The organism is Streptomyces sp. NPDC050418 (genome assembly GCF_044458745.1).
Lineage (GTDB): Bacteria > Actinomycetota > Actinomycetes > Streptomycetales > Streptomycetaceae > Streptomyces.
Window position 1 is genome coordinate 53,069 of record NZ_JBITIG010000010.1, and the last position, 14,058, is coordinate 67,126.

Sequence of the window (14,058 nt, forward strand, 5' to 3'; positions counted from 1 at the left end):
AATCCCGTCTCTTTCTCCCCGCCCACCTCTGCAACACCCTTGACACCACCGGGTACTTGGCGACCTACTGGACGATGTCCCGCACGTTGACAACGTTGTCCAGAGTCAGGGAGTGATGCTGATGCCCGGGGCATCCGGCCGCAGATCACCGCAAACCCACCACCGCAGACCGTCCCGCATCACCGTCCCCGGCTCACCCCGCGCCCTGGCCCTGCTCGGCACGGCCTGTGCCCTCGCGCTGGTCGTCGCCGGTCAGGGCGCTGCGGTCGCGGCGCCGCCGCAGGCGCCCGCCGCGGACCGGGAGTTCAGCTCCTCGTTCGAGGACGACCAGCCGGCGATCGACTGGCGCAGCACCCCGGAGACGGGTCCCGACGGCAAGAAGAAGGCGTCCGGGGTCGACGGCGCCTTCAGCAGCGGCATCCCCGGCAATGTCACCGACCGCGTGACCGAGGTGCGGGCGAACGGGGAGAACGCGGGGTCCGGCGAGGTCAAGGAGAACCTCGTCGACCTCGAACCGTCCTCGAAGTGGCTGACGTTCACCCCCACCGGCTGGGCCGAGTTCGATCTGGACGCTCCGGTCAAGGTCGTGACGTACGCGCTGACTTCGGCCAACGACGCCGCCGAGCGCGACCCCAAGGACTGGAAGCTCCAGGGCTCCACGGACGGCAAGGAGTGGACGACCCTCGACACCCGCACCGGCGAGACCTTCGCCGAGCGCTTCCAGACGAAGACGTACTCCTTCGAGAACGGGACGGCGTACGCGCACTACCGCCTCGACATCACCGCGAACAACGGCGCGGACGGCATTCTGCAGCTCGCCGATGTGCAGTTCTCCAACGGTGATACGCAGCAGCCCGTCGACGAGGACATGCAGAGCCTCGTCGACCGCGGTCCGAGCGGCTCGCCGACCGCGAAGTCCGGCGCGGGCTTCACCGGGAAACGGGCGCTGCGTTATGCCGGTACGCATAAGCCGGACGGCAGGGCGTATTCGTATAACAAGGTCTTCGATGTCGATGTGGCGATAGAACGCAATACAGCGCTCTCCTATCGCATATTCCCGCAGATGTCGGAGAAGGAGCCGGATCTCAAGTATCCGGCGACCTCCGTCAGCGTCGATCTCGCCTTCACCGACGGCACGTACCTCAGTGAACTGGGCGCGGTCGACAAACACGGCGGGAAGCTGACGCCGCAGGGGCAGGCCGAGGCCAAGCGGCTCTATGTGAACCAGTGGAACCAGGTGGACGCCGACCTCGGCCGGGTCGCGCGCGGAAAGACGGTCGACCGGATCCTCGTCGCGTACGACGCGCCCAAGGGCCCGGCGAAGTTCCGCGGCTGGCTCGACGACATATCCCTGGCGCCCCGGGCACCCGAGAGGTCGTACTCGCACCTCTCGGACTACGCCTCGACGACCCGCGGCACGAATTCGAGCGGCGGCTTCTCGCGCGGCAACAACTTCCCCGCGACGGCCGTTCCGCACGGCTTCAACTTCTGGACTCCGGTGACCAACGCCGGGTCGCTCAGCTGGCTCTACGACTACGCGCGCGGCAACAACGCGGACAACCTGCCCGCGATCCAGGCGTTCAGCGCGAGCCATGAGCCGAGCCCGTGGATGGGTGAGCGGCAGACATTCCAGGTGCTGCCGTCCAAGGACGCGGGGACGCCCGAACTCGACCGTGCCAAGCGGGCGCTGCCCTTCAAGCACGAGGACGAGACCGCGCGCCCGCACTACTACGCGGTGAAGTCGACGAACGGCATCAAGTCCGAGATCACGCCGACGGACCACGCTGCGCTGATGCGCTTCACGTACCCGGACGACAACGCCTCGCTCGTCTTCGACAACGTCTCGGACAAGGCGGGTCTGACGCTCGACACCGACAAGGGTGTCGTGACCGGGTACTCGGACGTGAAGAGCGGTCTGTCCACGGGCGCGACCCGGCTCTTCGTGTACGGGACCTTCGACAAGCCCGTCACCGGCGGCGCCGCCTCCGGGGTGAAGGGCCACCTCCGCTTCGACGCGGGCAAGGACCGCACGGTGACGATGCGGATCGCGACCTCGCTGCTCTCGGTGGACCAGGCGAAGGCGAACCTGGACGCGGAGATCCCGGCGGGCCGTTCGTTCTCCGCGGTGAAGTCCGCGGCCCAGAAGCAGTGGGACAACATTCTCGGCCGGGTGACGGTCGAGGGCGCGACCCACGATCAGCTGGTGACGCTCTACTCGTCGCTGTACCGGCTGTACCTGTACCCCAACTCGGGCTTCGAGAAGGTCGGTTCGAAGTACAAGTACGCCAGCCCGTTCTCGCCCGCGGAGGGACCCGACACCCCGACGCAGACCGGCGCGAAGATCGTCGAGGGCAAGGTGTACGTCAACAACGGCTTCTGGGACACGTACCGCACGACCTGGCCCGCGTACTCCTTCCTGACGCCGGACAAGGCGGGCGAGCTGGTGGACGGCTTCGTCCAGCAGTACAAGGACGGCGGCTGGATCTCCCGCTGGTCCTCGCCGGGCTACGCGGACCTGATGACCGGTACGTCCTCGGACGTGGCCTTCGCGGACGCCTATGTCAAGGGCGTCGACTTCGACGCGAAGGACGCGTACGACGCCGCGCTGAAGAACGCGACCGTCGTACCGCCGTCGTCGGGCGTCGGCCGCAAGGGCATGGAGACCTCGCCCTTCCTCGGCTACGCCTCGACCGAGACCCACGAGGGCCTGTCCTGGTCCCTGGAGGGCTACCTCAACGACTACGGCATCGCGCAGATGGGCAAGAAGCTCTACCGCGAGACCGGGAAGAAGCGCTACAAGGAGGAGTCCGAGTACTTCCTCAACCGCGCGCAGAACTACGTGAAGCTCTTCGACAAGGACGCGGGCGGTGGCGACACCGACAGCAAGGGCTTCTTCCAGGGCCGCGACCTCAAGGGCGACTGGCGCGTCCCGTCGGGCCAGTACGACCCGCGCATCTGGGGCTACGACTACACGGAGACCAACGGCTGGGGCTACGCGTTCACGGCCCCGCAGGACTCCCGCGGTCTCGCGAACCTGTACGGCGGCCGCAAGGGCCTCGGCGACAAGCTGGACACGTACTTCACCACCCCGGAGACGGCGTCGCCCGAGTTCAAGGGGTCGTACGGCGGTGTCATCCACGAGATGACGGAGGCGCGTGACGTCCGGATGGGCATGTACGGCCACTCGAACCAGGTCGCCCACCATGCCACGTACATGTACAACGCGGCCTCGCAGCCCTGGAAGACCCAGGAGAAGGTCCGCGAGGTCCTCTCCCGGCTCTACGTGGGCAGCGAGATCGGCCAGGGCTACCACGGCGACGAGGACAACGGCGAGCAGTCGGCCTGGTACCTCTTCTCCGCGATGGGCTTCTATCCGCTGGTGATGGGCAGCGGCGAGTACGCGGTCGGCTCACCGCTGTTCGAGAAGATGACCGTGCGCATGGACAACGGGCGCACGCTGGTCATCAAGGCTCCGGAGAACAGCAGGAGCAACATCTACGTGCAGGGCCTGCGGGTGAACGGGAAGAAGTGGTCGTCGACCGCGCTCCCCCACTCGCTGCTCTCGAAGGGCGGGGTCCTGGAGTTCGCGATGGGCCCGAAGCCGTCGAAGTGGGGCACGGGCCGTGACGCGGCGCCGGTCTCCATCACCGGCGACGACAAGGTGCCGGCGCCGCGCGACGACGTCCTGTCCGGTCCGGGCGAGCTCTTCGACAACTCCTCGAAGACGGCGGCGGCTTCGGCCTCGGTCGAGCTTCCGGTGCCGGCGAAGGGCGCGAAGGCCGTCCAGTACACCCTGACCTCCGCCGACAAGGCGAAGGCGCCGAAGGGCTGGGTCCTGCAGGGCTCTTCGGACGGCTCGAAGTGGACCGACCTCGACAAGCGCTCGGATGAATCCTTCGCGTGGGACCGGCAGACGCGGGTCTTCTCGGTGGCCGATCCGGGGTCGTACGCGAAGTACCGGCTGGTCTTCGCGGGCGGCGAGGCGACCGTGGCGGAGGTTGAGCTGATCTCCTAGGGATCCCCCGCACCCGGTCCGCGCGCCCGGTCGAGGTCACAGAACGTGACCGCGACCGGGCGCGCGCACATGATCTGCGGCTTATAGGGTGAATATTCCGATTCCGAGCTTGAGCGTGAGCTCACGGCCCCAAGGAGCCCGCCTTGTCGGACCAGGACCTCCCCCCGGCCCCCGAGCCCGGCCCTTCCCCCGCCGAGGGACGCCGTCGAATACGCCGCCCCGCCCTCTACGCCGCGGGCGGCGCGGTCGTGGTCCTCGGCGGGCTGTACCTCGCCGGGCTGGCGTCCGAGGGGTCGGGGATACCCGATGGGACCACCGTGCAGGGGGTCGATCTGGGCGGGCTCAGCGCCGCGGAGGCGCAGGAGCGCCTGGAGCGGGAGCGCGGGAAGGACTGGTCGGGGCCGCAGGCCGTACGGATCGGGGACGAGACCGCAAAGGTGGATCCGGCCGAGGCGGGACTCTCCGTGGACGCCGCGGCGACCGTCGCGCAGGCAGGTGAGACCGACCGCAATCCGGTGAGCGTGATCGCGGGGCTCTTCGGGAGCGATGAGCGCACGATCGACCCCGTGGTCCGGGTCGACGAGGCCAAGGCGAAGGAAGCGATCGGGGCGCTCGCGAAGGAGCACGACCGCGAGGAGCGCAACGGGGCCGTCGCCTTCAAGGCCGGCAAGCCGGAGGTCACCGAGCCGCGCACGGGGATCGCCCTCGACCAGAAGGGCACGCTGAGCGCCTTGCGCTCCGGGTATCCGGCGCAGAGCGCAGTGGAGCTCCCGGCGAAGGAGACCAGGCCGAAGGTGAACGCGGCCGAAGTGCGGCGCGCCGTCGACGAGTTCGCAGAGCCCGCGATGTCCGGGCCGGTCACGCTCACGGTCGGGGACAGCGAGCTGAAGCTGGCACCGGCGGTGATCGGACGGCATCTGGACCTCAAGGCCGATGAACAGGGCGCGCTCAAGCCCGAGTTGGATGGTGAAGGGCTGCTGGAGGACCCGGACGTGTCCCGTCCTTTGCAGCAGACCATCGGCGCACCCGTGGACGCGAAGCTGCGGCTCGAAGGCGACCAGGTCGTGGTGACCCAGGACGGCACGCCAGGGCGGAAGATCGACGCCAAGTCCCTTCAGGCCGCCGTGTTCCCGCTGCTCACCGAGAAGGGCGCTGCGCGCACGGGGAAGGTCGCGGCCCAGGAGGTCCAGCCGGCGCTGACCGCCGCGGGCATCAAGGACATGGGGATCAAGGAGAAGGTGTCCACGTACACCGTGGAGTTCCCGACGGCCGCGTACCGCACGATCAACATCGGGCGGGCCGCCGAACTGATCAACGGCACGGTGGTGAAGGACGGCGAGGAGTGGTCCTTCAACCGCACGGTCGGCGAGCGCACCAAGGAGAACGGCTTCACCGACGGCACGATGATCCTCGACGGCCGCTACTACAGCGCGCCCGGCGGCGGCGTCTCGACGGTGGCGACGACCATGTTCAACGCGATGTTCTTCGCGGGGGTCAAGCCCGTCGAGTACGGCGCGCACTCGTTCTACATCGAGCGCTATCCGGAGGGCCGCGAGGCCACCGTGGCCTGGGGCACGCTCGATCTGCGCTGGCAGAACGACTCGGGCCACGCGATCTACATCCAGGCCTCCGCCACCGACCACGACGTCACCATCACCTTCCTCGGCACGAAGAAGTACGACGAGGTGAAGTCGGTGAAGGGGCCGCGCACCAACGTCACCGAGCCCAAGAAGGTCGAGGGCAAGGGCGACAAGTGCGAGCCGCAGACGCCGTACGAGGGCTTCGACGTGGAGGTCGACCGGATCCTCGTGAAGGGCGGCGAGGAGGTCGGCCGCAAGACGTTCCGTACGCACTACACGCCGCGTGACGAGGTCGTCTGCGAGCCGGACACTCCCGACGCCCCGGACGTCGACCCGGATCCGCTGCCGTCGCCGACGGGCTGAGACCGCGGGCCGAGACCCTGCCGTCCGGCGGCCGATAACTGCCTCGACAGCGCGTGCCGGTCCCGCCTACGATCTTGGGCAGCATCGCGTGTCGGTCACCGGCTGGGTGAGACATGGAGGTGCCGGAGATTGCCTCTGGAGGCATTCACCTTGTCAGTGCAGTTCAACCACACCATCATCGCGTCGCAGGACGCACGCGTGTCCGCGGAGTTCTTCGCGGAGCTCCTCGGTCTCGAAGTCGGCGCCCAGTGGGGGCCGTTCATCCCCGTCGTTCTCGAGAACGGGGTGACGCTGGACTTCGCCACCGCCCCCGACGGGAACACCCCGCTGCAGCACTACGCCTTCCTCGTCTCGGAAGACGTCTTCGACTCCGCGTACAAGAAGATCGCGGAGCGGAAGCTGGAGCACTGGGCGGATCCGCATCGGCGCCACCCTGGTGAGTACAACACCAACGACGGCGGGAAGGGTGTCTACTTCCTCGATCCGTCGGGGCACGCGATGGAGATCCTGACCGTGCCGTACGGCGGCTGGCCGAAGCAGTAGGCAACGAGCCGGAGCAGTAAGCAGGTCGGGCCCCCTCTCCCAGCTGGGAGAGGGGGCCCGACTGCGTTACCGGATCGCTCAGTTGCGGATCAGGTTGCGCAGCACGTACTGCATGATGCCGCCGTTGCGGTAGTAGTCCGCCTCGCCGGGGGTGTCGATACGGACGACCGCGTCGAACTCGACGCCCGTGTCCGTGGTGACCTTGACGGTCGCCGGGGTCGTGCCCTCGTTGAGCTCGGTGATGCCGGTGATGGAGAAGGTCTCCTCACCGGTCAGGCCGAGGGAGTCGGCGTTCTGGCCGGCCGGGAACTGCAGCGGCAGGACGCCCATGCCGATGAGGTTCGAGCGGTGGATGCGCTCGTACGACTCGGTGATGACGGCCTTGACGCCCAGGAGCGCGGTGCCCTTGGCGGCCCAGTCGCGGGACGAGCCGGAGCCGTACTCCTTGCCGCCCAGGATGACCAGCGGGGTGCCGGCGGCCTGGTAGTTCTGCGAGGCGTCGTAGATGAACGACACCGGCTTGTCGGCCTTGGTGAAGTCGCGGGTGAAGCCGCCCTCGGTGCCCGGCGCGATCTGGTTGCGCAGGCGGATGTTGGCGAACGTGCCGCGGATCATGACCTCGTGGTTGCCTCGGCGCGAGCCGTAGGAGTTGAAGTCACGACGGGCCACACCGTGCTCGGTGAGGTACTGGCCGGCGGGGGTGTCGGCCTTGATCGCACCGGCCGGGGAGATGTGGTCGGTGGTGACCGAGTCGCCCAGCTTGGCCAGGACGCGCGCGCCCGCGATGTCGGAGACCGGGGTGGTCTCCATCGTCATGCCCTCGAAGTAAGGGGGCTTGCGGACGTAGGTGGACTCGGCGTCCCACTCGAAGGTGTTGCCCGTCGGGATGGACAGCGCCTGCCACTGGGCGTCACCGGCGAACACGTCCTCGTAGGACTTCGAGAACATGTCCTCGCCGATCGCGTTCGCGACGACGTCGTTGACCTCGGCCTCGGTCGGCCAGATGTCGGCCAGGAAGACCGGCTTGCCGTCCTGGTCGGTGCCGAGCGCCTCGGTGGTGATGTCCACCTTCATGGAGCCGGCGAGGGCATATGCGACGACCAGCGGCGGGGACGCCAGGTAGTTCATCTTGACGTCGGGGTTGATCCGGCCCTCGAAGTTGCGGTTGCCGGAGAGCACCGAGGTCACGGCCAGGTCGTGGTCGTTGACGGCCTTCGAGACCTCCTCGGGCAGCGGGCCCGAGTTGCCGATGCAGGTGGTGCAGCCGTAACCGACCAGGTTGAAGCCGACCTTGTCGAGGTACGGGGTCAGGCCCGCCTTGTCGAAGTAGTCGGTGACGACCTTCGAGCCCGGGGCGAGGGTGGTCTTGACCCACGGCTTGCGGGTCAGGCCCTTCTCGACGGCCTTCTTCGCGACGAGCGCGGCGGCGACCATCACGTACGGGTTCGAGGTGTTGGTGCAGGAGGTGATCGCGGCGACGGTGACGGCGCCGTGGTCGATCTCGTACGTCGAGCCGTCGGGGGCGGTCACGGTGACCGGGTTCGACGGGACGCCGTTGGAGGAGGCCGGGGCGTCGGAGGCCGGGAAGGACTCCTTGCCCGCCTCGTCGGCGGTGTCGACGTAGTTCAGGACGTCCGTCTTGAACTGCTCGGCGGCGTTCGCGAGGACGATGCGGTCCTGCGGGCGCTTCGGGCCGGCGATCGAGGGGACGACCGTGGAGAGGTCGAGCTCCAGCTTCTCGGAGAAGTCGGGCTCGGCGGCCGGGTCGAGCCAGAGGCCCTGCTCCTTGGCGTACGCCTCGACGAGCGCGACCTGCTGCTCGGAGCGGCCGGTCAGCTTCAGGTAGTTCAGGGTCTCGCCGTCGATCGGGAAGATCGCGGCGGTGGAGCCGAACTCCGGCGACATGTTGCCGATGGTGGCGCGGTTCGCCAGCGAGGTGGCGGCCACACCCTCGCCGTAGAACTCGACGAACTTGCCGACGACGCCGTGCTTGCGCAGCATCTCGGTGATCGTGAGCACGAGGTCGGTGGCGGTGGTGCCCGGCTTGAGCTCACCGGTCAGCTTGAAGCCGACGACGCGCGGGATGAGCATCGAGACCGGCTGGCCGAGCATCGCGGCCTCGGCCTCGATGCCGCCGACGCCCCAGCCCAGGACGCCCAGGCCGTTGACCATCGTGGTGTGCGAGTCGGTGCCGACGAGGGTGTCGGGGTACGCCTGGCCGTTACGGACCATGACCGTACGGGCCAGGTGCTCGATGTTGACCTGGTGCACGATGCCGGTGCCCGGCGGGACGACCTTGAAGTCGTCGAAGGCGGTCTGGCCCCAGCGCAGGAACTGGTAGCGCTCCTTGTTGCGGCCGTACTCCAGCTCGACGTTCTGCGCGAACGCGTCGTTGGTGCCGAACTTGTCGGCGATGACGGAGTGGTCGATGACCATCTCGGCCGGGGAGAGCGGGTTGATCTTGTTCGGGTCGCCGCCGAGCTCCTTGACGGCCTCGCGCATGGTGGCGAGGTCGACGACACAGGGCACGCCGGTGAAGTCCTGCATGATCACGCGGGCGGGCGTGAACTGGATCTCCTGGCTCGGCTGAGCCTGCGAGTCCCAGGTGCCGAGGGCGCGGATGTGGTCGGCGGTGATGTTCGCGCCGTCCTCGGTCCGGAGCAGGTTCTCCAGGAGAACCTTGAGGCTGTAGGGAAGGCGTGCGGAGCCCTCGACCTTGTCCAGCCTGAAGATCTCGTACGACTCGTCGCCCACGCGCAGCGTGCTGCGGGCGTCGAAGCTGTTCGCCGACACGACAGTCTCCTTCATATATGTGCGCGTTCCCACCGCATCCTGCCGCCACGACCTGAGTCCGGTCCGCTAAGGTAGGGCTAAGTTAGGTAACCCTTACCGGCTCGACCGGGGTGGCGGCTGCGGCACGCCTGGCAGATATCTCGATGTCGAGATAACTCTAGTACATCGCCGGGGCTTGGTCATGCCCAGGCTTGTTGCGCTGGTCACGTACGTGTGCCCGGATGGCGCTCACGTACGTGTGCCCCGTACCGCGCGGCCCATCCTGGCCAGCGCCTCGCGGAGCACCGCGGGTGATGTGGCGAAGTTGAGCCGCACGCAGCCCGCGCCGCCGGCCCCGAAGACATGACCCGAGCTGAGGGCGACGCGTGCGTCGTCGAGGAACATCCTCGCGGGTCCGGCCAGTTCGCTGACGATGCCCGGGCCGTCACCCTCCTCGTGCAGCCCGAGCGCGGTGCAGTCGAGCCAGGCGAGATACGTACCCTCGGGGCGGAGCCAGCGCACGCCCGGCAGTTCCTGTGCGACAAGTGTGCCCAGGAGATCCCGGTTCGCGTCGAGTCCGGTGAGCAGTTCGTCGAGCCAGCCGGTGCCGTCGCGGAACGCGGCGGTGTGGGCGATGACCCCGAGATGGCTGGGGCCGTGGCTCACCTCCTCCGGCAGCCGGGCCAGATCGGCGGCGGCCTGCGGGCCCGCGACGGCGAGCGCCGCCTTGAGCCCCGCGAGGTTCCATGCCTTGGAGGCCGAGGTCAGCGCGAAGGCGTCCTCGGCCCCGGGCACGCTCAGATACGGCGTGAAGACGGCACCGGGCAGCACCAGCGGCGCGTGGATCTCATCCGCGACCACCCGCACCCCGTACCGCCGGGCGAGCTCGGCAACGGTCTCCAGTTCCGCCCTGGTATGCACTACTCCAGTCGGATTGTGCGGGTTGCTCATGAGGAACGCGGCGCCCCGGCCGCCCTGGCGCGCCCGCCGGAACGCGTCCTCCAGGGCCGCGGGGTCGATCCGCCCGTCCGCGCCGAGCGGCGCCTCGACGATCTCGCGCGCGTCATGCCGTACGAACGCGTAGAACGGCGGATACACGGGCGAGCAGACGACCACCGCGTCGCCGGGCCGCGTGACGAGCCGGAGCACCTCCACGATCCCGAGCATCACATCGGGCACGACCGCGGTGCGCTCGACGGCGATCCCCTCCCAGCCCCACCGCTCGACCGCGAAATCCGCCAGCGCCAACGCGTATCCGTCCCCGTGCGCGTAACCGGTGTCCCCGATCTCGATCGCGGCCCGCAGCGCGTCCGCGACGGCGGGCGCGAGGGGCACGTCCATCTCGGCCACCCACAGGGGGAGGACGTCCTCGGGGTGGGTGCGCCATTTGACGCTGGTGCGGCGGCGGAGCTGGTCCAGCGTGAGCTGGACGAGGGGGTCGGTGCGGAGGGCTTCTGCAGCGAGGTCGGTTGCCATCGCGCCAGGACATCCCAAGCCGGGGTGCGGGTCAACGGGTTGCGGCCGCAGGGCCCTCACCTCGCGCCGCCCGTGCGGGCCTACGAGCTCAACCGCGCCCTCACCCCGTTCGCCGCCTCGGACAGGTCCGCCGCGAGCCCGGACTCGCCGGCGTCCCGCAGCGCCTCGGCCACGCTCTCGTGTTCGCGGACGATGAAACGGCCGAGGTTCACCCGGTGCCAGTACGCGAGCGTGTCGTCGGGCGCGTCGAGAACGGCGCGCAGCCGGGCGAGCGTGCGGGCCGCCGCCGCCGGCTCGCCGGACCTGCGTTCCAGCTCGGCCAGGTCACGCAGGGATGACACCCGGTCCCAGGCGGTGTCCTGCAGCGCACTGCACAGACGCTGGGCGCGCAGCGCCTGGGGCAGGTCGCCGAGCCGGTCGAAGTCGTACGCGAGGGAGCGGAGCGGACCGGGGTTCAGCCGGTCCGGATCGCGCGGGTCACGCAGCAGGCCCTGGTTCAGCTCGATCTCGTCGAGGCGGCGGATGAGCGGGACGCGCGCGTACTCCGTCAGGCCCTGGTCCGCCGCCAGACCGGTCCAGGTGCCGAGCGGTTCGTCCGCCGGGTCGGTGCCGAACATCGACTCGTCCAGCTCGCGCGCCCACGCGAGCAGGGCCGGGCCGTCGGCGTCCGGCGCGGGCATCCCGCCCAGACCGCACGCCGTGTCGAAGTCGGTCTCGCGCACCTCGTTGAGCAGCGGCAGGTCCTCGGGCCTTCCGCCCAGGCCGACGAGCACGGCGGCCAGCCGCAGTTCGTCCGTCATCGACGATCCGGCCTCCTGCCGCAGCAGTCGGCGCAACAGGGGGAGATCCGCGTCCCGGCGGTCGAACTGCGCCGCGCGCAGCACGAGACGGCGACGTACGGGATCCTGCTCCGTCGCGCGCCACGCCTCGTCCTCGCCGTCGCGCAGCGCCGCGAGGCCGGCGCGGCCCGACGCGAGCACCGGCTCCCAGAGGCCGGGGCGCGGATGCCGGTCGAGGAGGCGGTACGCGCGGCCCTCGTCCGCGTTCAGAAGGACGAACCCGGGCTCGGTGCGCAGCAGCGCCGCGTGCAGCAGGCCGATGAGTTCCATCGGGGAGCGTTCGGGAAAGCCCAGGGCCGCGCGGAGTTCGGCGCGCTCCTCGTCGATCCCGTACGACTCGCGCAGACTGTCCTCCGTCTCCGCCACGGCTTCGTGTATCGCCTCTTCGCCGTCCTGCGGAGCCAAGTCGATGTAGTCCGCCCAGCCGGGCAGTCCGGTCAGGATGTCCAGGGCCTCGTCGACACTGGACCCGATGATGCCCGCAGCGCCCTCCGACGAGGCGTACAGGACGCTGCCGTCGCCGCAGCGGAAGAACGTACCGCCGGTGTCGTCACCCGCGATGACCTCCAGCGGTCCGCCCGAAGCGAGACGGACGGCCTCGACATGGCCGTGCGCGGCGCGGTCCAGATCGAAGTCGAACGGGAAGGCGGCGAGCGCCGCCAGGCGGGGGTGCCGGCGCAGTACGCCGAGGGCGTGATCGGTCACGGCGGCGACGGTACAGGGCGCCTGACGTGACACTCCTGCCGCGGGTCGCAAGAGTGAGCAGAGTGCGCATTACGGGCAAAGCATGTGCAACCGGTGCGAGGTGTGAGGCGGGTGACGGATGGTCGGTTACACGGACGGACGCGCTCCGCTTTTCCTCTATCTCACATCCGGTATACGGTCGCGCCATGGCAGACGACTACCTCGTACGCATCGGCAAGCTCATCCGTGACGCCCGTCAACATCGGGGCTGGACACAGTCACAGCTCGCCGAGGCACTCGGTACCAGCCAGAGCGCTGTGAACCGCATCGAGCGCGGGAACCAGAACATCAGCCTTGAGATGATCGCCCGAATCGGTGAAGCTCTCGACAGTGAGATCGTCTCTCTGGGGTACGCGGGACCCATGCACCTCAGGGTCGTGGGCGGACGCCGGCTCTCCGGCTCCATCGACGTCAAGACAAGCAAGAACGCCTGTGTCGCGCTGCTTTGCGCCTCACTGCTCAACAAGGGCCGTACCGTGCTGCGCCGGGTCGCGCGGATCGAGGAGGTCTACCGCCTTCTCGAGGTCCTGAACTCCATCGGGGTCCGCGCGCGCTGGATCAACGACGGCAAGGACCTCGAGATCGTCCCGCCGGCCACGCTCGACATGGACGCGATCGACTCGGCCGCGGCCATCCGCACCCGTTCGATCATCATGTTCCTCGGCCCGCTCCTGCACCGTATGGACCGCTTCAAGCTGCCGTACGCGGGCGGTTGCGACCTCGGGACGCGCACGATCGAGCCGCACATGATCGCGCTGCGCCGCTTCGGTCTGGACATCGCGGCGACCGAGGGCATCTACCACGCCGAGGTCGACCACTCGATCAGGCCGGACCGGCCGATCGTGCTGACCGAGCGCGGCGACACCGTGACGGAGAACGCATTGCTCGCGGCCGCCCGCAACGACGGCGTCACCGTGATCCGCAACGCCTCGTCCAACTACATGGTCCAGGACCTGTGCTTCTTCCTGGAGGCGCTCGGCGTCAAGGTCGAGGGCATCGGCACCACCACGCTCACCGTGCACGGCGTCCCGCAGATCGACGTCGACGTCGACTACTCCCCCTCCGAGGACCCGGTCGAGGCGATGAGCCTGGTCGCCGCGGCCGTCGTGACGGAGTCCGAGCTCACCATCCGCCGTGTGCCGATCGAGTTCATGGAGATCGAGCTCGCGGTCCTGGAGGAGATGGGTCTCGACCACGACCGCTCGGCGGAGTACGCGGCGGACAACGGCCGTACGCGGCTGGTGGACCTGACGGTCCGGCCCTCCAAGCTGGAGGCGCCGATCGACAAGATCCACCCGATGCCGTTCCCGGGCCTGAACATCGACAACGTCCCGTTCTTCGCGGCGATCTCGGCGGCGGCCCAGGGCAAGACCCTGATCCACGACTGGGTCTACGACAACCGCGCGATCTACCTCACGGACCTCAACCGCCTCGGCGGCCGCCTCCAGCTCCTGGACCCGCACCGCGTCCTGGTCGAGGGCCCGACCCGCTGGCGCGCGGCCGAGATGATGTGCCCGCCCGCCCTGCGTCCCGCGGTCGTCGTCCTGCTCGCGATGATGGCGGCGGACGGCACCTCGGTGCTGCGCAACGTGTACGTCATCAACCGCGGTTACGAGGATCTCGCCGAGCGGCTCAATTCGGTGGGTGCTCAGATCGAGACGTTCCGGGACATCTAGCAACGGCATGCGAGAAGTGCGAGGCCCCCGCCCGGTTCGTCCGGGCGGGG

General features: G+C 69.0%; 7 protein-coding genes. 4 read left to right on the forward strand and 3 right to left on the reverse strand.

What is annotated here, in order from left to right:
• Positions 1 to 121: 121 nt before the first annotated feature.
• The 3 genes from ACIBI4_RS24360 to ACIBI4_RS24370 all read left to right on the forward strand — a co-directional run bounded on the left by ACIBI4_RS24360 (position 122) and on the right by ACIBI4_RS24370 (position 6,501).
• The gene (locus ACIBI4_RS24360) at positions 122 to 4,015 is read left to right on the forward strand and encodes a GH92 family glycosyl hydrolase (protein ID WP_399206131.1); all 3,894 of its coding nucleotides are present in this window, start codon (positions 122 to 124) and stop codon (positions 4,013 to 4,015) included.
• Between the two features lie 143 nt (positions 4,016 to 4,158).
• The gene (locus tag ACIBI4_RS24365) at positions 4,159 to 5,958 is read left to right on the forward strand and encodes a VanW family protein (RefSeq protein ID WP_399206132.1); all 1,800 of its coding nucleotides are present in this window, start codon (positions 4,159 to 4,161) and stop codon (positions 5,956 to 5,958) included.
• Positions 5,959 to 6,108: 150 nt separating this feature from the next.
• Positions 6,109 to 6,501 (forward strand): VOC family protein, encoded by a 393-nt coding sequence (locus ACIBI4_RS24370; protein ID WP_399206133.1) that lies wholly within the window; start codon positions 6,109 to 6,111, stop codon positions 6,499 to 6,501.
• Between the two features lie 78 nt (positions 6,502 to 6,579).
• Here ACIBI4_RS24370 and acnA read toward each other — a convergent pair whose 3' ends face one another.
• The 3 genes from acnA to ACIBI4_RS24385 form a co-directional block, all read right to left on the reverse strand.
• Entirely contained in the window at positions 6,580 to 9,294 is a 2,715-nt protein-coding gene (acnA, locus tag ACIBI4_RS24375) for an aconitate hydratase AcnA (RefSeq protein ID WP_399206134.1), read from the reverse strand.
• 228 nt (positions 9,295 to 9,522) lie between these two features.
• Complete coding sequence (locus tag ACIBI4_RS24380) at positions 9,523 to 10,749, reverse strand: MalY/PatB family protein (RefSeq protein ID WP_399206135.1); 1,227 nt, start codon at positions 10,747 to 10,749, stop codon at positions 9,523 to 9,525.
• A gap of 80 nt (positions 10,750 to 10,829) precedes the next feature.
• The gene (locus tag ACIBI4_RS24385; RefSeq protein WP_399206136.1) at positions 10,830 to 12,293 is read right to left on the reverse strand and encodes a hypothetical protein; all 1,464 of its coding nucleotides are present in this window, start codon (positions 12,291 to 12,293) and stop codon (positions 10,830 to 10,832) included.
• 185 nt (positions 12,294 to 12,478) lie between these two features.
• Here ACIBI4_RS24385 and ACIBI4_RS24390 point away from each other — a divergent pair, with 185 nt between their 5' ends.
• Positions 12,479 to 14,008: a helix-turn-helix domain-containing protein gene (locus ACIBI4_RS24390; RefSeq protein WP_399206137.1), complete on the forward strand. Its 1,530-nt coding sequence runs from the start codon at positions 12,479 to 12,481 to the stop codon at positions 14,006 to 14,008.
• The last annotated feature ends 50 nt before the right edge of the window (positions 14,009 to 14,058 follow it).

Excerpts from the sequence above, each read along its gene's own strand:
- ACIBI4_RS24380 (WP_399206135.1), bottom strand. The coding sequence starts at position 10,749 with ATGGCAACCGACCTCGCTGCAGAAGCCCTCCGCACCGACCCCCTCGTC.
- ACIBI4_RS24360 (WP_399206131.1), top strand. The coding sequence starts at position 122 with ATGCCCGGGGCATCCGGCCGCAGATCACCGCAAACCCACCACCGCAGA.
- ACIBI4_RS24390 (WP_399206137.1), top strand. The coding sequence starts at position 12,479 with ATGGCAGACGACTACCTCGTACGCATCGGCAAGCTCATCCGTGACGCC.